Annotated in this window: 27 protein-coding genes; 23 read left to right on the plus strand and 4 right to left on the minus strand. The window is 44.0% G+C overall.

Going from position 1 to position 20,357, the window contains the following annotated elements; all coding sequences use genetic code 11:
* The first annotated feature begins 1 nt into the window (after nt 1).
* The 6 genes from cobO (at nt 2) to yabG (ending at nt 4,441) form a co-directional block, all read left to right on the plus strand.
* Nucleotides 2–550: a cob(I)yrinic acid a,c-diamide adenosyltransferase gene (gene cobO / locus JOC37_RS07725; protein WP_204617705.1), complete on the plus strand. Its 549-nt coding sequence runs from the start codon at nt 2–4 to the stop codon at nt 548–550.
* A 74-nt stretch (nt 551–624) separates the two neighbouring features.
* A complete protein-coding gene (locus tag JOC37_RS07730) occupies nt 625–1,509 on the plus strand; it encodes a 3D domain-containing protein (RefSeq protein ID WP_204617707.1) in 885 nt (294 codons plus the stop codon).
* A gap of 122 nt (nt 1,510–1,631) precedes the next feature.
* Complete coding sequence (locus JOC37_RS07735) at nt 1,632–1,898, plus strand: hypothetical protein (RefSeq protein ID WP_204617709.1); 267 nt, start codon at nt 1,632–1,634, stop codon at nt 1,896–1,898.
* A gap of 144 nt (nt 1,899–2,042) precedes the next feature.
* Complete coding sequence (rsmA, locus tag JOC37_RS07740; RefSeq protein WP_204617711.1) at nt 2,043–2,930, plus strand: 16S rRNA (adenine(1518)-N(6)/adenine(1519)-N(6))-dimethyltransferase RsmA; 888 nt, start codon at nt 2,043–2,045, stop codon at nt 2,928–2,930.
* Nucleotides 2,931–2,945: 15 nt separating this feature from the next.
* Entirely contained in the window at nt 2,946–3,416 is a 471-nt protein-coding gene (locus JOC37_RS07745) for a ribonuclease H-like YkuK family protein (protein ID WP_204617713.1), read from the plus strand.
* Nucleotides 3,417–3,571: 155 nt separating this feature from the next.
* The gene (yabG, locus tag JOC37_RS07750) at nt 3,572–4,441 is read left to right on the plus strand and encodes a sporulation peptidase YabG (RefSeq protein WP_204617715.1); all 870 of its coding nucleotides are present in this window, start codon (nt 3,572–3,574) and stop codon (nt 4,439–4,441) included.
* A gap of 56 nt (nt 4,442–4,497) precedes the next feature.
* Here the strand turns inward: yabG and JOC37_RS07755 are convergent, their stop codons facing one another.
* On the minus strand, nt 4,498–4,647 hold the full coding sequence (locus tag JOC37_RS07755) for a hypothetical protein (protein WP_204617717.1): 150 nt from the start codon (nt 4,645–4,647) through the stop codon (nt 4,498–4,500).
* Between the two features lie 655 nt (nt 4,648–5,302).
* Here JOC37_RS07755 and JOC37_RS07760 point away from each other — a divergent pair.
* Nucleotides 5,303–5,677, plus strand: coding sequence for a hypothetical protein (locus JOC37_RS07760; RefSeq protein WP_204617718.1), 375 nt, complete (start codon nt 5,303–5,305; stop codon nt 5,675–5,677).
* Nucleotides 5,678–5,679: 2 nt separating this feature from the next.
* Here JOC37_RS07760 and JOC37_RS07765 read toward each other — a convergent pair whose 3' ends face one another.
* A complete protein-coding gene (locus JOC37_RS07765; protein ID WP_204617720.1) occupies nt 5,680–5,844 on the minus strand; it encodes a hypothetical protein in 165 nt (54 codons plus the stop codon).
* 70 nt (nt 5,845–5,914) lie between these two features.
* Here JOC37_RS07765 and JOC37_RS07770 point away from each other — a divergent pair, with 70 nt between their 5' ends.
* The 6 genes from JOC37_RS07770 to JOC37_RS07795 all read left to right on the plus strand — a co-directional run bounded on the left by JOC37_RS07770 (nt 5,915) and on the right by JOC37_RS07795 (nt 12,663).
* The gene (locus JOC37_RS07770) at nt 5,915–7,420 is read left to right on the plus strand and encodes a recombinase family protein (protein WP_204617722.1); all 1,506 of its coding nucleotides are present in this window, start codon (nt 5,915–5,917) and stop codon (nt 7,418–7,420) included.
* A 135-nt stretch (nt 7,421–7,555) separates the two neighbouring features.
* Complete coding sequence (locus tag JOC37_RS07775; protein ID WP_204617724.1) at nt 7,556–8,578, plus strand: hypothetical protein; 1,023 nt, start codon at nt 7,556–7,558, stop codon at nt 8,576–8,578.
* Between the two features lie 221 nt (nt 8,579–8,799).
* Nucleotides 8,800–9,804 (plus strand): CAP domain-containing protein, encoded by a 1,005-nt coding sequence (locus JOC37_RS07780; protein ID WP_204617726.1) that lies wholly within the window; start codon nt 8,800–8,802, stop codon nt 9,802–9,804.
* Nucleotides 9,805–10,157: 353 nt separating this feature from the next.
* On the plus strand, nt 10,158–11,735 hold the full coding sequence (locus JOC37_RS07785; protein ID WP_204617727.1) for an SPOCS domain-containing protein: 1,578 nt from the start codon (nt 10,158–10,160) through the stop codon (nt 11,733–11,735).
* Nucleotides 11,736–11,766: 31 nt separating this feature from the next.
* Nucleotides 11,767–12,336 (plus strand): hypothetical protein, encoded by a 570-nt coding sequence (locus JOC37_RS07790; RefSeq protein ID WP_204617729.1) that lies wholly within the window; start codon nt 11,767–11,769, stop codon nt 12,334–12,336.
* A 15-nt stretch (nt 12,337–12,351) separates the two neighbouring features.
* The gene (locus JOC37_RS07795; RefSeq protein WP_204617731.1) at nt 12,352–12,663 is read left to right on the plus strand and encodes a YbaB/EbfC family nucleoid-associated protein; all 312 of its coding nucleotides are present in this window, start codon (nt 12,352–12,354) and stop codon (nt 12,661–12,663) included.
* Between the two features lie 55 nt (nt 12,664–12,718).
* On the opposite strand, the gene JOC37_RS07800 is transcribed toward JOC37_RS07795, so the two are convergent.
* Entirely contained in the window at nt 12,719–12,946 is a 228-nt protein-coding gene (locus tag JOC37_RS07800; RefSeq protein ID WP_204617733.1) for a hypothetical protein, read from the minus strand.
* A gap of 193 nt (nt 12,947–13,139) precedes the next feature.
* Here JOC37_RS07800 and JOC37_RS07805 point away from each other — a divergent pair, with 193 nt between their 5' ends.
* From JOC37_RS07805 to JOC37_RS07830, 6 genes are all read left to right on the plus strand, one after another.
* Entirely contained in the window at nt 13,140–13,313 is a 174-nt protein-coding gene (locus JOC37_RS07805; protein WP_204617734.1) for a hypothetical protein, read from the plus strand.
* 125 nt (nt 13,314–13,438) lie between these two features.
* Complete coding sequence (locus tag JOC37_RS07810) at nt 13,439–13,654, plus strand: hypothetical protein (RefSeq protein ID WP_204617736.1); 216 nt, start codon at nt 13,439–13,441, stop codon at nt 13,652–13,654.
* 87 nt (nt 13,655–13,741) lie between these two features.
* The gene (locus JOC37_RS07815) at nt 13,742–14,314 is read left to right on the plus strand and encodes a hypothetical protein (RefSeq protein ID WP_204617738.1); all 573 of its coding nucleotides are present in this window, start codon (nt 13,742–13,744) and stop codon (nt 14,312–14,314) included.
* A 17-nt stretch (nt 14,315–14,331) separates the two neighbouring features.
* Entirely contained in the window at nt 14,332–15,432 is a 1,101-nt protein-coding gene (locus JOC37_RS07820) for a S8 family serine peptidase (protein ID WP_204617740.1), read from the plus strand.
* A 222-nt stretch (nt 15,433–15,654) separates the two neighbouring features.
* On the plus strand, nt 15,655–15,870 hold the full coding sequence (locus JOC37_RS07825) for a heavy-metal-associated domain-containing protein (protein WP_338017363.1): 216 nt from the start codon (nt 15,655–15,657) through the stop codon (nt 15,868–15,870).
* A gap of 47 nt (nt 15,871–15,917) precedes the next feature.
* On the plus strand, nt 15,918–16,367 hold the full coding sequence (locus JOC37_RS07830; RefSeq protein ID WP_204617744.1) for a DMT family transporter: 450 nt from the start codon (nt 15,918–15,920) through the stop codon (nt 16,365–16,367).
* 52 nt (nt 16,368–16,419) lie between these two features.
* Here JOC37_RS07830 and JOC37_RS07835 read toward each other — a convergent pair whose 3' ends face one another.
* Nucleotides 16,420–17,172, minus strand: coding sequence for a L,D-transpeptidase family protein (locus tag JOC37_RS07835; RefSeq protein ID WP_204617745.1), 753 nt, complete (start codon nt 17,170–17,172; stop codon nt 16,420–16,422).
* Nucleotides 17,173–17,442: 270 nt separating this feature from the next.
* On the opposite strand from JOC37_RS07835, the gene ispE reads away from it, so the two are divergent.
* The 4 genes from ispE to spoVG all read left to right on the plus strand — a co-directional run bounded on the left by ispE (nt 17,443) and on the right by spoVG (nt 20,328).
* Nucleotides 17,443–18,291: a 4-(cytidine 5'-diphospho)-2-C-methyl-D-erythritol kinase gene (gene ispE / locus JOC37_RS07840; protein ID WP_204617747.1), complete on the plus strand. Its 849-nt coding sequence runs from the start codon at nt 17,443–17,445 to the stop codon at nt 18,289–18,291.
* Nucleotides 18,292–18,435: 144 nt separating this feature from the next.
* Nucleotides 18,436–19,134: a GntR family transcriptional regulator gene (locus tag JOC37_RS07845; RefSeq protein WP_204617749.1), complete on the plus strand. Its 699-nt coding sequence runs from the start codon at nt 18,436–18,438 to the stop codon at nt 19,132–19,134.
* Nucleotides 19,131–19,886 carry a nucleotidyltransferase family protein gene (locus JOC37_RS07850; RefSeq protein ID WP_204617751.1) on the plus strand — a complete coding sequence of 252 codons (756 nt, stop codon included), beginning with the start codon at nt 19,131–19,133 and terminating at the stop codon, nt 19,884–19,886. The genes JOC37_RS07845 and JOC37_RS07850 overlap by 4 nt, the downstream gene beginning before the upstream one ends.
* A 172-nt stretch (nt 19,887–20,058) precedes the next feature.
* Nucleotides 20,059–20,328 carry a septation regulator SpoVG gene (spoVG, locus tag JOC37_RS07855; RefSeq protein ID WP_204617753.1) on the plus strand — a complete coding sequence of 90 codons (270 nt, stop codon included), beginning with the start codon at nt 20,059–20,061 and terminating at the stop codon, nt 20,326–20,328.
* The last annotated feature ends 29 nt before the right edge of the window (nt 20,329–20,357 follow it).

A 20,357-nucleotide genomic window follows, 5' to 3' on the forward strand; every position in this document is an offset into this window, starting at 1 on the left:
GATGGTGGAAATATTGGATAAAAAATCCACCGGCTTAGTGCTGGTATTTACCGGTGAAGGCAAGGGTAAAACCACAGCCGCTTTAGGGACGGCGGTGAGAGCCTGGGGCCAGGGTATGAAAGTGCTGATGATGCAGTTTATAAAAGGCAGCTGGCCCACCGGGGAACAAAATGCCATCAAAAAACTGGGTAGTGGTTTTGAACTGCGCCGGGTAGGGGATGGCTTTATTAATTTCAATGATGCTGAAGAAATGGAAAAACAAAAAAAGATGGCCCGAGAAGGTTTAAAAATAGCGCGGCTGGCCATTACCTCCGGGCGCTATCAAATGGTGGTGCTGGACGAAATAAACTACGCCATGTCTTACGGGTTAATCGATAAGGAAGAAGTTTTGGATATTATTGACACCAAACCGCCGGAAATGCACCTGATACTGACCGGCCGCAGTGCCCCGGAAGAAATACTAGAAAAGGCGGACATGGTAACCAGGATGGATAACGTAAAGCATCATTACAGCAAAGGAATACCGGCCCAACGGGGAATTGAATATTAATAAACTTCCATTATATGGTAATAATAAATTATCATTATCCCCTCCATGCTGCATATATTATTCCTAAAATTGGTATGGAAAATGCAGGAGGGGTTTTTATTATTTATATTTATAAAGGGAAACAAGCCTTTTGGAAGGATAGAGCTTGGCAGGCGCTGTTTGCAGTGGTGGTAATTTCCTTAGCGGTAATTACTGCCCTTAGTGTTCAGGGAAGACAGGTTACAATACATGTTGATGGAAAAAGTTATTCCCTATATACATTTAAGGAATCCGTGCAGGAGGTTATTTTACAATCCGGCATTTATGTTGGAGAAAGGGACATAGTAACGCCATCTTTAGCATCACCGGTTAAAGAGCATCAAAATATTAAAATAACAAGGGTAACCCAGAAATATATCTATGAAGAACAGGTGGTGCCCTTTAAGATTATCAGGAAGCCTGATTACCGCCTGCCCAAAGGAATAGAAATAGTTAAGCAGAACGGTGCAAACGGCTTAAAGCAGCTTGTACACTTAGTTACGCTGCATGATGGGGTTGAGGTAGGCCGGAAGCTGGTTAAGACAAAGATTATAAATAAACCGCAGCCGAAAGTAATTGTAGCGGGCAAGAGGACTATTTTTTCCACAGTTAACCGTTCAGTTAGTGTTTCGCGGGCCGTTTATGGTGACAGGCTGAAAAACAAAAGGACAGAATTTGCATTTAATGCCGAAGCAACGGCATATACCTTTACCGGAAACAACACGGCCACAGGTATTACCCCTTTCCGCGGGGTGGTAGCGGTGGATCCCCGGGTGATACCGCTGGGGACAAAACTATATGTTGAAGGTTATGGTGAATGCATTGCCCTGGACACCGGCGGGGCCATCAAGGGCAGCCGTATTGATGTATTTTTTCCCACCAGGGAAGAAGCGATAAAATGGGGTAGAAAAATGGTAAAAGTACATGTTTTAACATATTAAAGGGTATTTATGTGCTTTTTTGCGCTTATTGGCGGCCGGGGTGTTTATTTGTAGGAATTTTTTGGCAGGAAATTTTCCCTCTACCTAGAAGTACCTAGTATAGTTTAGAGGGGGTACGGTAAATGGGTTGGGCAACGATAGATTGGCCGCCAAAAAGTGGAACCACGTTAAAACCGAAACCGAGACTTTATAAAAGGTTATTGAAACCGCTGGCGGGTATTTTAGCAGTGCTGCTTATATTGATGACTTCGCTGTTATATATTACTTGGAAATATGGTGGGACCAGCTGGCCTTACCCGGCAAATTTGGTTCAAAACCAAATTTATAAATTTATCCCTGCCGCTGCGTTGGACAAGGGTGAGGTAGTGAAGGAAAAACAAGAGCCCTGAAGTAGGGGCTGAATAAAGGTGCATTTTACCTTGTCTATTATGACAGGGTTTTTTTCATGTTCCCAAATTGTTTTCATGATACTATGCGTTATAATAAGGGTATAATAAATAAACAAAGCATAAATTTGGAAAGAGAGGTTTGTTGTGGGAGAATTATCATCACCGGCCAAAGTAAAAGAAATTTTAAGCAGATATCATTTTCGGACCAAAAAAACCCTGGGTCAAAACTTTTTAATAGATGGAAATATCATAGAAAAAATAGTACAAACAGCTGGTGTCAGTGATAATGACATGGTGGTGGAAATCGGACCGGGCATTGGCGTTCTCACCAGTACGTTGGCCCAAAAAGCGCAAAGGGTGCTGGCGGTGGAAATTGATAAAAAACTGCAGCCCATTTTAGAGGAAACGCTGGCGCCTTATGATAACGTGGATGTGGTATTTGCCGATGCCATGGAAACAAACTTCGACCGGCTGGTATACAATAAAAGCAGCGGCCGTTTTGGCGCCGGTGCCGACAGTTACAAACTGGTGGCCAACCTGCCTTACTATATTACCACCCCTTTAATTATGCATATGCTGACCAATAAATTTAACTTAAATACACTGGTGATAATGGTGCAAAAAGAGGTTGGCATGCGCATGGCGGCATCTCCCGGCAGTAAAGATTACGGGGCCCTAACGGTGGCGGTGCAGTATTATACCGATGCAGAGATAGCCTTTAAAGTGCCCAAGACTGTTTTTTATCCCCGGCCGGAGGTAGATTCGGTGGTAGTAAAACTTAGAACCAGAAGGACTCCCCCGGTGCAGGTAAAAGATGAAAACCTGCTTTTTCAAGTTGTACGTGCTGCTTTTGGGAAGAGACGCAAGACCCTGTTAAATGCCCTGGCTGGATCGGGAATTGATTTAAACAAAAAACAATGGACAGATCTTTTAAAAGGGCTGGAAATTGACCCTAAGCGCAGGGGAGAAACTTTATCTATGAAAGAATTTGCGTCCATTGCCAACGAGCTGTATAATACAATAACCGCTTAAAACAGGAGTAATGCTATGTATTTTATCAGCCCAACCAAAGGAAAACTCTCTTTTGAAGAAATGATGCAGGATATTATAAACTACATTACCGGCCTGCCTCACTCCAGTTACAAAATAATCATTGGTTCGGACTCCCAGGTAAAGAACCAAACCTGCTATATTACCGCTGTGATTGTACATCGAATGGGTAAAGGGGCTAAATACTATTATCGCAAGCGCACCGAACCAAAGGTTAAAAGTTTAAGGCAGAAGATTTTTTATGAAACCTCTTTGAGTTTAGAGGTTGGCGGACTGATAACTCGCTATTTTTCCCAAATTGGGCATATGGATGAACAGGTAGAAATACATATTGATGTGGGTAAACAGGGAGATACCAAGGATTTAATTAAAGAAGTGGTGGGTATGGTTACCGGCAGCGGTTTTCAGGCCAAAATAAAACCGGATGCTTACGGGGCATCAAGTGTGGCTGATAAACATAGTAAATAATTGAGACGCAGGCAGCTGCGTCTTTTTTTATGCCGGAAAGCATAACAAAAGCTAAAGGTTGTTTACCGGGCAAAACAAATTTTTTTTGGTGCACCATACGGTTATAGTTACATAGAATAACAAAAATGCTAAAATTTTCTTGAGGGGTGGGCTTTATGGCGGAAATAAAAAAAGGGGACATAGTGGCCCGTAAATCCTATGACAAAGATATTTTTTTTAAGGTTATTGATGTTTTTATTGATAAAAATAAAAAAAAGCATGCCTTGGTAAAGGGGATAGATATGAGATTGTATGCCAGTGCCCCGGTTGAAGATTTAGAACCCATTGAGGCCATGGATGTGGCCAATTACTGGAAAAAAATGATGAAAAAAGCCAACGACCAAATAAATAGGGTATTCAGCCGCAGGATGGAAGAACGGGAAAAAAGTTTTTCCCGGGCATTAAAAAGAGAATACCGGGAGCAGAAAAAAAAAATAGAATCATTTGATAAACCGGGCACCGTACTGCATCTTGACGGCGATGAAGATTACTTAAATCTTTGCCTTACCACTTACAGGCAGATGGGTGTGCCTGCCCATGGGTACCACGTGGCGGAAGAAAGGCAACCCCGGGTGGTAGCGCAGTACTTGGAGGAACACCGGCCGGATATTTTGGTACTAACAGGTCATGATGGTTTTGTCAAGGGGAAAAAAGATTATAAAGATGTCAGAAATTATCATAACTCGCAAAACTTTATAGATGCCGTAAGGGCGGCCCGCCACTATGAAAAAAATATGGATGACTTGATTATTTTCGCTGGTGCCTGCCAGTCTTACTATGAAGCCATTTTGGAATCCGGGGCCAACTTTGCCAGTTCGCCTAAAAGAGTGTTAATACATGCCTTCGACCCGGTATTTGTGGTGGAAAAAATTGCTTTTACCTCTATTTATGATCCGGTTCCTTTAAAGGATGTAATTGACGGTACCATAACCGGATTTGACGGCATTGGCGGCTTTGAAAGGCTGAAAGTACATTCCGAATTTTAATAATCCACCCCTCGGCACCCTTCATCAGCAATGATCCTTACTTTAAATTACCCCACTTATGCAGCGTGTTTGTCTGCGCTGTTTTGTTCTTTAGATATAACTACCGTTTGCTGTGGCTTTGATTCTTCCATGAAAATCATTTGACCGAACTGATCGAAATAAACTTCAAAGGTACCACGGCTTGTGCCTGTTTTCACATTCTTCATGTAAAAAAAACCTCCTTTCAAATATAAAAGAAGCATATGTATAAGGTGTTTTGCTGTTTAATTAATTATTGACACCATTATAAGGAATTAAGCGGCCGGGAACAACCCTTCGGGCTGAAGTTGTACTAGCAAAAATATAAAATGTTTTGTGAAAATAATCTCTTTTCCTTTCTTTTTTAATATTTTATAAATAGCACCTACGGTGTGAATAACATAGAATATGGTGGTGCATGGGTGGTAATTTTAAATAGTTATGAATAATTAATAATTATCGCGCTTGGAATTATTTGGTAGTATTAAAATGTCATCGCCACCGCATTTCAAAAGCTTTGGAAATCATTCTTTGCACCCAAGTAATAATAGATATGGCCAGTATAAGTATGGTTTAAGCAGGGGTTAGTGAATGGTGATTTTCAAGATGCTTATCACATAAATTATATTAAGCAGTTAAGGTGTCTCTATCACCGAGAAATAATGCTGGGGAAATAAAATTCCTTCTTCCGGGTGCACTGGAGACACTGGATAATACACCGGTACATTTTTAAAAACTGAATATTGAGGAGAAAAAAATCTAGGAAATAAATTTTTTTAAATAAAAGGCAGCGGTTAACAGCTTTTATCTGATTGATGCTGCCTGAAAAAGGGGTGTTTGATTATGGTGGCAGCCATTAAAAATATATCTGTCAACTGGTATCAAAAAATTGTCAACCTGGTGGGCGGAAAAGTGCGCGCAGTTCAGGGGGATAGCGGAAAAGAATTTCACCAGCCGGTGGAAAGGGGTAACTGCCCGGCGGTGAATAATAAAAGAAAGAGAGTGAAGTATTTGGTATACGGAACAAAGAAGAGATTAGTTAATCAACAAAGGCAAAATAATGTAGGGCAGAAGAATGAGTTAATAAAAGGAGTCAGCAAAAGCGGCCGTGCCGGGGAATTGGAGACAGTTCATAACCGGGACAGTATAAGTATGATGGTGAGAGCGGGCCCGGATGATAAAAAATCTTATGAAGGGAGGGGTGCCATGGGAAGTTAATTTTAATCGGCTTTCGGACGGTTTTTTAGCACTGCACCGGCAGTGCCGGCACCGGGGCGGGAATTATTGTTCTGAGAACTGCTGCTGGCAGTTAGTATTTTATATAAAACTTCCAACAACCGGTCCCTGTTAAGATTATTCCCGTTAAAGTTCTTTATTACCTGCATTTTTTCACCTCGCTTTAAAGTTACTTTATGCGGGAGAATTTGTCTAAAATCACCGGGAGGTTGGCTATATTTGAAAGTTGCCGTTTACTGTAGAGTTTCTACAGAAGACCAGGCCGAATCTAAAACCATTGAAAACCAGGTGGAATTTGCTAAGAAGTATTGTCAGCTGCACCAAATGGAAATATATAAGTTCTACCTGGATGAGGGGGTAAGCGGATCAAAACCACTGCCTGAGCGGCCGGCTGGGCGGCGGATGCTTTCTGACGCAGAGCGAAAATGCTTTCAAGCGGTATATGTATACCGGCTGGATCGCCTGGCCAGGACAACGCTGGATATTTTAAACACCCACGATAAGCTGAGCAAACTGGGTATTGGCTTAAAAAGTATGACCGAGAATTTCGACACTTCTACTCCCAGTGGGAAATTTTTCATGACTACTTTGGGCGGTATAGCGGAAATAGAAAGATCGACCATAGCAGAAAGAATGCGTTTAGGTAAAACCAGGGCCATAAAAGAGGGGAGGTGGCCGGGGGGGCCGCCTCCGTATGGCTATCAGGTGGTGAATAAAAGGCTGGTTATTAACAGCGGTGAAGCGGAAGTTGTTCGGTTGATCTTTCGCTTGTACACCGAGGAAAACATGGATACTGTATCGGTGGCAGATTATCTCACTGCGGCCGGTTATGCCAGCCCGGCCGTGACCAGAAATAAAAAGAACGCTGCCAATGTATGGTACGGCAGTAAAATATGGGGTATTTTAACCAACTTTACCTATACCGGTGAATTTGTGTACGGTAAAAATAAATCCCCGGAGGAGCAGCAGAAACTTTACTGCCCGGCTATTATAACTAGACAGCAGTGGGAAAAGGCCCGGCGGAAGCTAAAACAAAATCAATTTAATGCCCGGCGTAATGCCAAACATAACTATTTGCTGCGCGGGCTGATCCGCTGCGGCACCTGCGGGCGGAACTACTGTGGTGATGGCAGCCGCAGTAAAGGCAGGTATCATTACTATCGCTGCACCGGTACATCCTCTTTTCGCGGCAAGCTGGTTAAAAAGTGTTCATCTAAATATGTACGGGCGGATATATTAGAAAAAATTGTGTGGGAAGATATTTTAAAATTTCTCAACACTAGAAGGAATCTTTTAATCGAACTGCAGCAAAAACTGGCTGCAGAAACAGGATGCGCATCCCAAAGTTGTGAATTTGATTTGATTGAAGGGGCGCTGCGGGCTAAAAAAGAAGAGCGTTTAAGAATATTGGCATTATTTCGCAAAGGTGTAATTGGCGAAGATGAGGTTGAGCGGCAGCTGTCAGATATTAACCGGGAAATGCAGCTGCTGCAGCACCGGCAGAGAAAACTTCGCCTGCAGCGGGACACAAAATCTGCTTTGCAGAAACAAAATCTTAACCTGTTGAATATGGCGGCACTGCTGCAGGAGAAAATTTTGACTGCTGATGCAGCAGCGAAAAGGGAACTTATTTCTGTTTTGGTAGATTCCATAGTGGTGGACACCATAAGGGAAGGGGGCAAAGAATGCCCCCGGGTGACTATTAATTACTGTTTTGCGGAATAAACTCCCGGTGTTGAAACACGGGGTAAGCACCGCTTGGGAATTCCCAAATCATATTATTAAGTATTATTAAGCCAGACACCCCTTTCAGGAAGTTTGCATAACATGGTTTAAGGATTTTCCTGGGAGGGGTTACTGTTGGATAGATATTTCAAGGCTTTATCTAAAGTCCGGGATAAATTGCTCCAGCAAAGGAATGTAGTGGGTGTTGGTGTGGGGCATAAAGAAGTGCGCAGCATGCGCACTAAGCAGCTTTCGATGGTGGTGCTGGTGGAAAAAAAGCTGCCCCCGGAAAATTTAAAACGCGGTCATATTGTGCCGCGGAAGGTTGAAGGAATAGATACGGATGTCATTGAAGTGGGACGCATCAAAATGCTGTTTGGTGGTACCGAGCGCAAAGAACGCATCAGACCGGCGGTGCCGGGCTGCAGTGTTGGCCACTACCGGGTTAGTGCGGGAACTTTGGGAGCGGTGGTGCGGGATCGCATCAGCGGTGAAAAGTTAATACTGTCCAATAATCACATTTTAGCCAACGGCACAAATGGCTATGATGGGCGTGCGGCCATTGGTGATCCCATTTTGCAGCCCGGCAGTTATGATGGCGGCAATGAAAGCGACAGGATAGCCCGCTTGTTCAGATTCATCCCCATAAACCGGGGGATCGCATCAGAGCAGCAGGTGTCCTGTCCCATTGCCAATGGATTTTCAATGGCCAGCAATGCCCTGCTGCGGGTGATTAGACCTAATTACCAAATTAAAGTATTTAAGAAACTGCGCCAGGCCAACAGTGTTGACTGTGCCCTGGCCAGGCCGGATCGCCCGGATTTGATTGACAATAATATACTGGGCATCGGTGAAGTGAAGGGTATAGCAGAAGCGCGGCCGGGAATACCGGTGATAAAAAGCGGCCGCACCACCGGGGTTACCACCGGGGTGGTAACCACTATAGGTACGTCTTTAAAGGTGGAAATGGATGATAATGAAGTGGTACTGTTTAATGATCAGGTAACCACAGATTTAAAATCCCGGGGCGGTGACAGTGGTTCTCTGGTATTAACCCCGGATAACCGGGCGGTGGGCCTGCTGTTCGCGGGATCGGACAGTATTACGGTGTTTAACCCCATTCAAAGGGTTATGGAGGCGCTGCAGATAGAGTTTTAAAGTTAAAATGAGTTGGTGGTTGTTAACAGGTTGAATTTGTTAATTTACCTGTTATTTTTTTGTTCTATTTCTATACCGGAAAAGTAAATTTTTGAAACTTATATATAAATGTATCCATTAAAGGGTGATGGTGGGACTTTCCATTGCTTTTGTGCTGGTTAGTTGGTATAGTAACTATTGGACAACCTGTTTTAAGCCCAAAAAGAAGGGGGAGAATTTTCTTGACTTTATGTAAAATTAAAAAAGCACTGGCGTCCATTTTGGTTACCATATTTTTGTTCAGCCTGGTTGTTCCTGTGGTGCCGGCGGAAGCGGCGCAGAACACCAACTTAGAACAAAAGGTTGTTGAAGTGATTAACAAAGCCCGTTTGGAGAAAGGTATTTCCGAACTGCAGGTTGACCCGGCGTTGACCGCTGTTGCCCGTGAGCAGGCTCAGAAACTGGCCGACAGTTACCGCGGTAGTTACGATCCCCTGTATAATCTAATGAAAAGCGGCAGCTACGAAGCGGTAAAAGCCAGTGTGCTGCGCACAGGCAGTGTTGAATATGTGGTTAAGTACCAGGTTTCTAAGTCCAGCAGTTTTGCCGGGTTAAGTGAAAAGTACAATTTAGTAGGTATCGGTATTGTAGACAGCAGCATTTTTAATAAAGTTTGCGTGGAAGTATTTGCCAAAGGCCAGCCGGTGGGGAAACAGCCTCAAAATACGCAGCAGACTTCCAACCAGGATAAAAATAATGAAGACCAAAACAATCAACCGCAGGTACCCCAGCAGCCGGCGAACAAAAATGAAAACAAAACACCTGTCCAGCAGCCTCAAGACAGTCAACCGAAAAATGCCGTTCCCAGTATCAATGAGTTCCAAAAGAAAATTGTTGAGCTGGTAAATAAGGAACGAGCCAAGGAGGGTTTACAGCCCCTGGTGGCTAAAGCAGATCTAAATAAAGTAGCGCAGTTAAAAGCTGAAGATATGGCTAAAAACAATTACTTCAGCCACACATCACCCACATATGGCTCGCCCTTTGATATGATGAAACAGTTTGGTATTAACTACTCCTATGCCGGGGAAAACATTGCTGTGGGATACCGCACCCCGGAAAGTGTTATGGAAGGCTGGATGAACAGCCCCGGCCACAGAAAAAACATTTTGAACCCCAACTTTACTGAAATCGGTGTGGGCTTTACCGCAGACGGGTACTACTGGGTACAGCATTTTGTTAAACGTTAATTACTAAAATAAGCCTACCTGCAAATATTAAATTATATTTTGCTAAAGCTTGGCGTAAGCCAAGCTTTTTTTTATGTATTGAAACACAAAAAACATAAAAGCTGCTTTTTAAGCTGATTATCAATTGCAGCCCATAATGATCACAGGTTTTATTATAGTGCAAACCTTATCAAAAATAGTAACAAAAAAGTTACAGTTTAAACTGCCATTTTTAACATTTGCTGCAGGTACGGCCGGTTGTTTGCCGATAAAAATAAACCTGTCCGTTTTTGCGGTGTTTAAGGTTGTTTTGCGCACATTATAAAAACTTTCTCATATATTAGTATAAAAATTACCGGAAGGGAGGTTTGTCTGTGCCTAAAACCGCGAAAAAAAGCCGTGGACATCCTGAACGGCAGTTTTTTAAAGTCAGCACCGGCAGCATGAAAATAAACCGGGTGGCTGCTGAAAATGAAGAACAGACCATTATCCGGGGCAAATTAAATATTCCGGGCAGCATGCCGGAAATAAAAAAGATTTTGTCCACAAAGCATTTTTTAAACATTGAAAACGTGGAAATAGAAAAGGGAAAGGTTTTATATGAAGGTACCATTACCTTACTGATAAACTACCTATCCCGGGCCGAAGGAACAAATCACCAATTTTACGGCAGTGTTTTTTTCCAAGACTTTATTGATGTGCCCGGCGCCGAGAAAGGTATGACGGCGGTGGTGCAGCCAGAAGTAAAAAACCTTAAGCTGATGGAACACGACAAAGAGAAAAGAATCATCACCGTCGATGTAATGTTAAATACACTGGCCAGAGTTAATAAAGCGGAAGAGGTAAGTTTTGTAATTGATGCACCGGTACAATGTAAAGTCAAAAAAGAAGAAATTACATTAAATCAGGTGCTGTCCTCCGCCAAGGGTAAGCTGGTAAAAAGCGAAGAAGTTACAATTCCCGCACTAAAATCCCCCGTTAAAGAACTGCTTGGTTATCGCTGTGTACCTTTAGTACAAAATTATAAACTGGCCCTGGGCTCAATTACTATTAACGGCTGGCTGCAGTTGGAGATAACTTACTTAGATTCACTGCATAACCGGCAGCATTTACAGCGCCTGATAAATTTCAGCAAGCTGCTGCCCGTTCCGGAAGCCCGGGAAGAATACCTGGCAGAAGTACATGTGGCTGCCCATGATACAGAAGTTAACCTGCTGCCGGGGCAGAGCTGCCTGTCTGTTCAGGCCCGGGTAGATTTTTTGGTGCATGTTTTATGCCCCCGGCAAATAAAGGTGGTAACCGCGGTGGATTGTTGTACAGCCGAAGTGACAGCCGGTGAACTGGTGGTTGAAAATTTAACCAGCGTGAAAAGCAGTGAAGCGATAATTAGAGATATCAGTACCCCGGCAGAGGAATATACCGGTTATGATGTGCATGATATTCGGGTAGGCCCGGTGACAATTTTATCTGCTGACATGGTAAAGGATAAGGTATTAATGCGCGGGTGCGCTGATTTTATAGTGGAATTTATAGACACCAAATCCGCAGGCAAAAAATATATATATCGTAAAGTGTTTTTCAAATCGATGGCGGTGGTAAACAAAGATAACGGCAGTGCCAGGGTGGAAACCTTCCCGGTGGTGGAATTTGCCGGGGCAGAGCTAAAGGATAACCAGCTGATAATTAATGCCGTGCTGCATGTTATTGTTCGAACGTTAGTTTTAAATAGATATAAAGTTGTATTTGGCGTTGATTTTTTAAACCGGTTCCCAAATGTCCAACGAGAAACAATATCATTTACATATGTGTTTAAGAAAGGGGACACGCTGGATGCTTTGGCAGAACGTTTCGGTACAACCGTTGAGGCGCTGGTAAAAATAAATCCGGGTATAGATGCGCAAAAGCCATTATGGGGTCAAAAAATTCGCATTCCCTGCCAGGTGAAGAAATAAATTAAATTAATAACCAAAAGGAGGTTGTATAGTGGAAGATAATTCGAAAAAAAGTGGGCCGGAGCAAACAGTTATAAACTTGCTGCAAGCCCAGTCAGAGCACAATGTCAGCCATGTCAATATGCTGCTGATGCTCAGTTTAGTCAACCTGATGGGGATAGTGGATGTACTGCAGCGCACCACCGGTGGAGAGGGTCTGGAAGTAGAAATAGCCCCCCGGGGTCTTCCTGCCCCTAAAGATAAGGCTCAATCACCCAATGATGATTTAATGGAGCTGGTTCAGCAGGCGGCTTCAGGCAATTTACACCCCGCTCAACTGCTCGGTTTGCTCAACAGGCAGGGGGGGCAGATGTCCAACCAAGCTGCTTTGATTAACCTGCTGTCGCAAATGCTGCCGCCACCTCCACCGCCGGAGAATAGAAGAGAAGGACCAAGACAGTGCCCGCAGGCACCGCCCAAGGATAAATGCCATGAGCCAAAACAACCGCAGCCGCCCAAGGAGGATAATGTTAACGCCAATACAAACAGTAAACCGGTAGAAGAAGAAAAAAAACCACCGGGTCAAAAACCGGTATTAAAATGGGACCCGCGGTTAGGATAAAAGGAGGAACAGCGGATGTTTGAAAATTTGGGTAATATGGGGCAGATAATGTCCCAAATACAAAAAATTCAGCAGGAAATAGATAGATTAACTGTTGAGGCTGCCTCGGCAGACGGTGCTGTAAAAGTGGTTATGAATGGTAAGCAGGATGTGATTGCAGTAAATTTAGATCCCGTGGCGGTTAATAATTTGACGGTTAGCCAGCTGGAAAACAGGTTAACTGAAGTCTTAAACCAGGCTAAAAATAAATCACGGGCAGCGGTAAAAGAAAAATTGGCCCAGGCCACCGGGCTGAATCTTGACGGCATGATGAATATGTTTGGTTAAAGGGTTAGTAAAGAAAGGGCTTTTGAAAAGAGCCCTTTCTTAATTTTAGATAAATTTATTTTTTATGTGTATAATTATTGTTCCTCATGGATGAATGAAACTCATTCATTCCTGCCCGCATCATTTTCACAGCGTTATGCCCGGACTTAATTACACTGCTGACATAGCTGAGGCGTTCTTCAAATTCTCTGTTGGTACTGAGCACAAGCAGGATTAAGATTAAAAACAAGGTATATGCATTGGGCTCTAAAATAGAGTCGTCTTTCTGATCGTAAAAATTCATGTTCTACCTCCTTTCGTTAAGCATAAAAGCCTTTGGTTATTTAGTTTACGTATCATGGAAGAATATTGTTACTGCTGTAACTGTTCCGGCCGGGCGTTAAAAAGTTTATGTGCAATGTAACAAAATATGGTACATCAACGTATTTTAGCTATAAGAAATTTTGACAGCTGCTTTTTAGAAAGGAGGGCTGGCAATGATCGAACATGTAAAACAAAAGTGTTCCTGTGGTTTTTTTAATGTTTATACCGTGTGCATTTGCCTGGCACTTTTGATACTGGCTGCGGTACTGCTGGGGTTAGGTTTGATCGGGTTGGGAACATTTATTTTTTTAATACTGCTGGGGTTGTTGATATTTATTTTCTTATAATTTTTCCTAAATAAAAAGTTATGGCTGGTTGTAACAGAATTTGGAACCCTCTCATATTGTATGATTAGAACGAATCCCGGGATTTTCGTTCGGTACATTAAAGTTGATACAAGGAGGAATTTAGGATGGCTAATGTTGTTGAAGCCGCTAAAGAATTAGGCTTTGGAGGCAAGTATGATAGCTATTCATTAGTTAAATGCTGCTGCTTATTCTTAGTGGGTGCTTTTATCGGTGTAGGCCTGGCTTTCTGCGGCATACTGCCCTTCCACCTGTTGGGAGTATGGATCTTCTTAATGGTAGTTTTAATTTGCTGCTGCCTCGGTGGATACTTTGGTTGCTAAGTGATGTGGTAGTCGACCCGGCGAGGGCTACACAATTGTGTAGCCCTTTAGCACCAAACACAGACACGGCAGAAAGGAGTGAAACCGATGGCATCGAACCAGGCCAAAGTGGAAGAAACTTTAGACAGACTGATGAACAGAATAGACAGTTATCAAAGGGAAAAAAATTACAATTTGCGGCACGCATCTGCTGTTTATGATCGGCTGGATAAACTGGTGCAGACCATGGCCAGGCTGGAAGCGGAGAAAAGTGAAGAAGTAAAAATAGCCGCCAAGATTGAAGAAATGACCAAGCAAATTGATAAGATATTAAAGCAGCAGCAAAAGAAAGAAAAGCAGATGGAATTTGAAGAAACTCTGCGCAAAATTCTACATGGGGCCAAAATAACCGGTAAAGTGATCGAAACTTTTGCCAGCAGTGCCGATTTAATGTTTGAAACCATTGCCCGTTTGATTAAAGAAGAATATAAAGGCGGCGCCGTCAGAAAACAAAAAGAGGATGATTTTGACCTGGCCGCTTTACTAAAGCCGCTTAACTCGCTGATACAAGGTTTTGCATCTATTGGTTCCGGTGGCGGTTCCGACAGCGGTTACAGTGCCGACAGCAAAGAAGAAGAAGATAAAGACGATAAAAATCGCTCCGGGAACGGTCCTGAATAGTGTTCGGGGGGCAGACGGTGGAAAAAATAATTTTATTTAGGGTGCCAGTTATTAGCCGGTACGGGATGGCTTCCCCACTAGTTAAGCTGCTTACCAGATCGGGAGTGAAAAAAATACAACCGCTGCCGGTGATTAATGGTATTGCCTGTAATATACCCAAGGGCATGGAGGATAAAATTTTCCGTGATATGCCGGATGTGCTGGCGGTGGAGGATAATGTTCGTATCAAGCTGAGGCCTGTAAAAATAGATGGTAAATGGCCGTACTTTGGGACCTTTGATGAAGGGGATCAACTTATACCCTGGGGTATAGCTAAAATTGGTGCCCATAAGGTTTGGGAAGTATCCAGGGGTAAAAAAATAAAAGTGGCAGTGATAGACAGCGGAGTTGACTTAGACCATCCTGACTTGCGTGGAAATATCAAGGGTGGGGTGAACATCTTGGAACCCGCTGAAAAGCCAGATGACGATAACGGTCATGGAACCCATGTTGCCGGAACTATAGCCGCTGAAGATAATAATAAAGGCGTTATCGGCGCTGCCCCTACAGTTAATCTTTATGCGGTAAAAGTGCTTGACCGCAGTGGTGAGGGGTCGCTGGTAGATATAATAAAGGGGCTGGAATGGTGCATTAACAATGGAATGCAGGTAGTAAATCTAAGTGTGGGCACAGATACCGATAAACTGAGTTTGCGGAAAGCGGTGCAAAAGGCTGCTGAAAGAGGCGTTATACTTGTGGCAGCGGCCGGGAATGATGGCACTAACAATTCGGTGGATTATCCCGGTGCCTACCCGGAAGTAATAGCGGTGGGGGCCATTGATAAAAGGGGCCGGATATCCTCTTTTTCCAGCCGTGGGCCGGAGGTTACAGTGGTGGCACCGGGGTCGGAAGTATATTCAACCTTTATACATCAATCTTATCAAAGACAGAGCGGTACTTCCATGGCTGCACCCCATGTTACCGGCTTGATTTCTTTGATGTTGGAGTTAAACCCGCGCTTGAAACTACCGCAGGTAATGCAGGTGTTTAAAAACACCTGCCGGCGGTTGCCCGGACTGAGTGCTGAAGAACAGGGGTACGGCCTGATCAATGCGGAGAAAATATTTTTTCGTCATTGACGGCACTAAAATTTGAGGGCTGAATTGTGAATATTTCCTAAGTGCTTTTGCCTTAAAAAAATTTAAGGTAACACTTAGGATTTTTTTGGTTTTATTGCTGCCTTGAAAAACGGTATCTTACTATATACTGGTTAAGTTTAACTTTTGCAGATATCCGGAATAAATCTCCCGGCAAAGGAAGAAAATATATTCACAGCAGAACATGCATTGGGAGGTGGTAACGTGGCCAGGGAAATTTTTAAAGTTGGTGGACTTTTTAGTTTAGAAGACAAGGAAGAAATAGAAACCTACCTGGGTCAAATTGATGGTGTGAAAAAGGTTCAGGCCAATCTTGATGATAAAACAGTGACCATAGATTACAGCCCATCTGAGGTTCAGTGGGAATGGTTGGTAGAAACGCTGCAGTCATTGGGGCATGATACCAGCGTGTTAAGCTAAGCAGGCTGTTAAAGCCTGCTATATATTTTGAAATGGGGGGGAGACCATTGGGAGGCAGAGCCCTGGCCCTGGTAATAGCCGCGTTATCCGGGATGACCATGGCCCTGCAGGGTACTTTGAACTCTGCGCTGGGTAAGATTATTGGAATGTGGGAAACCACTTTAATAGTACATGTTGTTGGTACCATTGTTGTTGCAGTGATGGTTTTTGTTTTTAAAATGGGTGTTTTTGACTGGACAAAATGGCTGTCGGGCCCCTGGTATACATACCTGGGTGGGGTGCTTAGTATAATAATAACTTACACCGTTGTACGCAGCATACCTAAAGTTGGGGTTGCTTCTGCCACCACAGCCATTATTATCGGCCAGGTTTTTACTGCCGGGTTAATAGATCACCTCGGTTTATTTGATATGGAGCGAATTCCCTTTACCTGGCACCGTGTGCTGGGAGCGTTATTAATGGCCGGTGGTGCATGGTTAATACTGTTTAAGAAATAAAAAAACAAGGCTGCTGTACCCTGGCAGGGCAAACAATAGCCTTGTTTTAGTGTTAAAATGTTTTTTTCCTGGGAATGAAAATCTTTTGTCCCGGGTAAAGCCAGTTTGGGTTTTCCAGGTTATTAGCTTCTATCAACTGCCGGATGGGCAGGCCGTGGCTGCGGGCGATTGACCACAGGGTATCCCCCGGCTTTACAATGTATTCAAATCCCTCCACCGGTGTTTGGCCCGTTTCTTTGCTTTCAGGCTGTTTTTCGGTTTGGGTTTCTTCCGTTGGCAGAGCGGTATCATATTCCGGGTATTCTGGGTGTTTTTCTGCTGTTTCCCAGGTGTTTTCTACCGCCGGTTCCGGTGCTTCTGCCGGCGGGGGCTGATCTTTGGAATCCGGTTCCTGCTGGTAACCGGCGGAGGTGTGCTTTTTGCCGGGTGCGGTATATTCGGCTGAAGCGGTAATGATTACCGGGGTGCCGATATTGACCCTGGGGAACAGTTCCTCAATATCTTTGTTATACATACGTATGCACCCGTTGGAAACAGCTTTTCCGATGGAGGAAGGCTTGTTGGTGCCGTGAATACCGTAGTTTCCATCGGGTATTGATAAACCTATCCACCTGGTGCCCAGTTCTTTTCCCGGGTGATAAATTTTGGTGGCTACTTTGTACTGCCCTGTGGGAGTGGGGGTGGTTGGTTTTCCCACCGCGGCGGGATAGCTTTTTACCAATCGACTGCCCTGGTAAAATTCTATTTTTTTCATGGCGGTATTAACCAGCAGGTATTTGGTGGCCGTAATGTTTTTGTTAATCATTTATTATTCCCTCCTTATGGTTGGGACCGGTTAACTGGTCAATAAATTAATGGTATGGGGTTCTCTTATGAATATATTGTGCTGCAGAAGAAAAAATTACTGGATTTGTAATTTAAGCTGTTTCTGAAAAATGGTATCTTTAAGCTGGCTGCTTTTTCACCCCTGTGGTGCCATATTGTCTACCCTAAAATGCCGGCGGGGGTGTGAGGCAGGAATTTTGGCTTTCCAGCGCTAATTATTTCTAATGACAAAGACACGGGAGGTTATCTTTTGCAGTTAAAGCTTAAAGCCCATGCCAAAATAAACCTGACGTTAAAGGTGCTGGGCAAACGAAGTGACGGTTATCACCAGTTGGAAACGATAATGCAGAGTTTAGAATTACATGATGAGTTAACCATTGAACAGCGTAAAGAAGGCATTGAATTAAGCGTTCAAGGTGCTGTCCCGGCCGGCCGGGATAATTTAGCTTACCGGGCGGCGGAAGTTATTAAACGGTATACCCGCTGCAGCAAAGGGTGTTTTATTTATCTTGTTAAACGTATACCGGTGGCTGCCGGCCTGGCGGGGGGGTCCACCGATGCTGCCGCTGTACTGCTGGGGTTGAATAAATTATGGGATTTGGGATTAACCAAGCAGGAACTGCTGCAGCTGGCGGAAAAGCTGGGGGCGGATGTACCCTTCTGCCTGTGGGGAGGAACTGCCCTGGCCAGGGGTAAGGGGGAAGAGCTAACCCCGTTGCCCGGGGCGCCGGAAATGGGAGTGGTGCTGGTTAAACCTCACTTTGGGGTTTCCACCGCCGAGGTTTACCGCGGCTGGGCCGGTGCTTGTTTAGGAGAACGGCCGGATACAGCTGCGATGATCGCTGCCCTGCAGCAGGGAAGTATTGCCGGAATAGCAAAAAACTTGGCTAATGACCTGGAGTATGTAACCTTACAGATGCATCCTCAGTTGCAGGAAATTAAAGAGGCTGTAAAGAAAGCCGGGGCTGACGGGGTGCTGATGTCGGGCAGCGGCCCTACAATTTTTGGACTAACTGATTCCGAGGAACAGGCCCGTGAAATTGCCGGTAGGCTGAAGATACCCGGCGCCCGGGTAATTGCCACCGCCACCCTGTCTTGATCTACCTGAAAAATGGTATCTTACTGGGCCGGCGGCTTTTGTAACCTTCGCTAAAATTCCTTCGCCGGCTCAATGGGAGGAAATTTATTATAGAAAATGTAATAATAATAGTTTAAAGAAGCGTTAAGGGGGATAATTTAAAAAATGAAACAAGAACCACGGTTGGTACCGATTAAACTGGACAATTATAAGCCGCTGAGGGAAATAGTTTTTGAAACCCTTAGAGATGCCATTATCAAAGGCAAACTGAAGCCGGGCGAGCGCCTGATGGAAATACAGTTGGCAGAAGAAATGGGAGTGAGCCGTACCCCGGTACGGGAAGCCATCCGTAAATTAGAATTGGATGGGCTTGTGGTGATGGTGCCGCGTAAAGGGGCCTATGTGGCCGGTATCTCGATGAAAGATATCGTAGATGTTTTTGAAGTGCGGGCGGCATTGGATGCCCTGGCAGCAAGGCTGGCTGCAGAGAGAATTACAGATGAAGAACTGGATCAACTGGAAAAGTCCATCGTATCCATAAACGAAGTTTCCGACGGTAAGGACATTAATGCGGTGGTGGCCAGGGATACCGGTTTCCACGAAACCATATACAAGGCCAGCCGTAATGAAAAATTAGTACAATTTATTACTCATCTTAAAGAGCAGCTGCAGCGATTCCGGGCCACTTCACTGGCACTGCCCGGCCGTACTAAAGAGGCGGTGGAGGAACACAAGCAAATTGTGGAAGCGCTGTCTGAGCGCGATGCCGATCGAGCGGCCCAACTGGCTTACCAGCATATTGAAAATGCAGAGAACAGCATGTTAAGCGCTATTAAAAAACTAAAGGAGTTTGAAGATGAATGATAGATGCGTTGGTACTGGCCGGCAGTCCCAACGACGGGCTACTTAAAGATTGCAGCAGTGCCAAATTTGAGGCATTAATTCCCATTGGAGAACGCACCATGGTGGAATATGTTGTGGAGGCATTGAGGCAGTCTAAAAAAATTGGGCAGGTGGTGGTGGTGGGGCCCAGGGAACTGTCGGCCCTTTTATCTCCCCGCGGGGTTAAGGTGGTGGCGCCCAAAAAAACAGTAATGGAAAATATATATTACGGTTTTCAGCACCTACCCAATGCCCAAAGAGCCCTGGTGGTTACATCGGATATACCGCTCATTACATCCGAAACGATAGACAACTTTATTAATTTGTGCGGTGACTGTAAAAGTGATCTGTACTTTCCGGCAGTACCCAAAGACGCGGTAGAGAAAAAATTCCCGCTGGTTAAAAGAACTTACGTTAAACTGAGAGAGGGAACTTTTACCGGAGGCAATGTTTTTATGGTTAACCCGGCCGTGGTGCCCAAATGTTTAGATATTGGACAAAGATTTGTTGAGATGAGAAAAAGCCCCTTGAAACTGTGCGGCATGCTGGGGGTTAAATTTTTAATAAAATTTATAACCAACAGCTTGACCCTGGAGGAAGTTGAACAAAAGGCATCGGCGGTACTGGGTATCAGGGGCAGGGTAGTGATATGCAGTTTCCCAGAGTTGGGGGTGGATATTGATAAACCCAGTGACCTTTCACTGGCCATGGAAGCCTTGGGTGTTAGTACTTAACAATGCCCGGGGCTTTTTATTTTGAAAACAGTTGGAATTCAGAGTAAATATTTAACAAGGAATATTTTTCTAAAAAATATGAAAATCCAGGAAGGAATTTGAGATACAATGCAGAAGATTCAATTAACTAAAAAAATATACATCATAGTATAGTGGGAAGGTGGTGAAAAATATGCAGGTGACGGATGTAAGAATACGAAAAATTCTTCCCGACGGCAAAATGAAAGCAATTGTTTCAGTTACTTTAAATGACATGTTTGTGGTACATAACGTAAAAGTAGTGGAGGGACAAAACGGTTTATTTGTCGCTATGCCCAGCAGCAAAACTCCCAGTGGTGAGTACAGAGACATAGCCCATCCCATTAATTCAGAAGCCAGGGAAATTATTCAATCCGCAGTTTTAGAGGCATTTAATTCAGCAGTAAATTCTCAGGCAATTTAATAAATTAGGATTAATTAGGGAGCTTTGCT

The sequence above is a fragment of the Desulforadius tongensis genome (assembly GCF_016907915.1).
Taxonomy (GTDB): domain Bacteria; phylum Bacillota; class Desulfotomaculia; order Desulfotomaculales; family Desulfohalotomaculaceae; genus Desulforadius; species Desulforadius tongensis.

Excerpts from the sequence above, each read along its gene's own strand:
- JOC37_RS07835 (WP_204617745.1), bottom strand. The coding sequence starts at position 17,172 with ATGATTAACAAAAACATTACGGCCACCAAATACCTGCTGGTTAATACC.
- JOC37_RS07755 (WP_204617717.1), bottom strand. The coding sequence starts at position 4,647 with ATGAAGAATGTGAAAACAGGCACAAGCCGTGGTACCTTTGAAGTTTAT.
- JOC37_RS07765 (WP_204617720.1), bottom strand. The coding sequence starts at position 5,844 with ATGCAGGTAATAAAGAACTTTAACGGGAATAATCTTAACAGGGACCGG.
- JOC37_RS07805 (WP_204617734.1), top strand. The coding sequence starts at position 13,140 with ATGATCGAACATGTAAAACAAAAGTGTTCCTGTGGTTTTTTTAATGTT.
- JOC37_RS07850 (WP_204617751.1), top strand. The coding sequence starts at position 19,131 with ATGATAGATGCGTTGGTACTGGCCGGCAGTCCCAACGACGGGCTACTT.
- JOC37_RS07815 (WP_204617738.1), top strand. The coding sequence starts at position 13,742 with ATGGCATCGAACCAGGCCAAAGTGGAAGAAACTTTAGACAGACTGATG.
- JOC37_RS07810 (WP_204617736.1), top strand. The coding sequence starts at position 13,439 with ATGGCTAATGTTGTTGAAGCCGCTAAAGAATTAGGCTTTGGAGGCAAG.
- JOC37_RS07795 (WP_204617731.1), top strand. The coding sequence starts at position 12,352 with ATGTTTGAAAATTTGGGTAATATGGGGCAGATAATGTCCCAAATACAA.
- spoVG (WP_204617753.1), top strand. The coding sequence starts at position 20,059 with ATGCAGGTGACGGATGTAAGAATACGAAAAATTCTTCCCGACGGCAAA.
- JOC37_RS07760 (WP_204617718.1), top strand. The coding sequence starts at position 5,303 with ATGGTGGCAGCCATTAAAAATATATCTGTCAACTGGTATCAAAAAATT.
- yabG (WP_204617715.1), top strand. The coding sequence starts at position 3,572 with ATGGCGGAAATAAAAAAAGGGGACATAGTGGCCCGTAAATCCTATGAC.
- JOC37_RS07730 (WP_204617707.1), top strand. The coding sequence starts at position 625 with ATGGAAAATGCAGGAGGGGTTTTTATTATTTATATTTATAAAGGGAAA.
- JOC37_RS07800 (WP_204617733.1), bottom strand. The coding sequence starts at position 12,946 with ATGAATTTTTACGATCAGAAAGACGACTCTATTTTAGAGCCCAATGCA.
- JOC37_RS07735 (WP_204617709.1), top strand. The coding sequence starts at position 1,632 with ATGGGTTGGGCAACGATAGATTGGCCGCCAAAAAGTGGAACCACGTTA.
- cobO (WP_204617705.1), top strand. The coding sequence starts at position 2 with ATGGTGGAAATATTGGATAAAAAATCCACCGGCTTAGTGCTGGTATTT.
- JOC37_RS07745 (WP_204617713.1), top strand. The coding sequence starts at position 2,946 with ATGTATTTTATCAGCCCAACCAAAGGAAAACTCTCTTTTGAAGAAATG.
- JOC37_RS07845 (WP_204617749.1), top strand. The coding sequence starts at position 18,436 with ATGAAACAAGAACCACGGTTGGTACCGATTAAACTGGACAATTATAAG.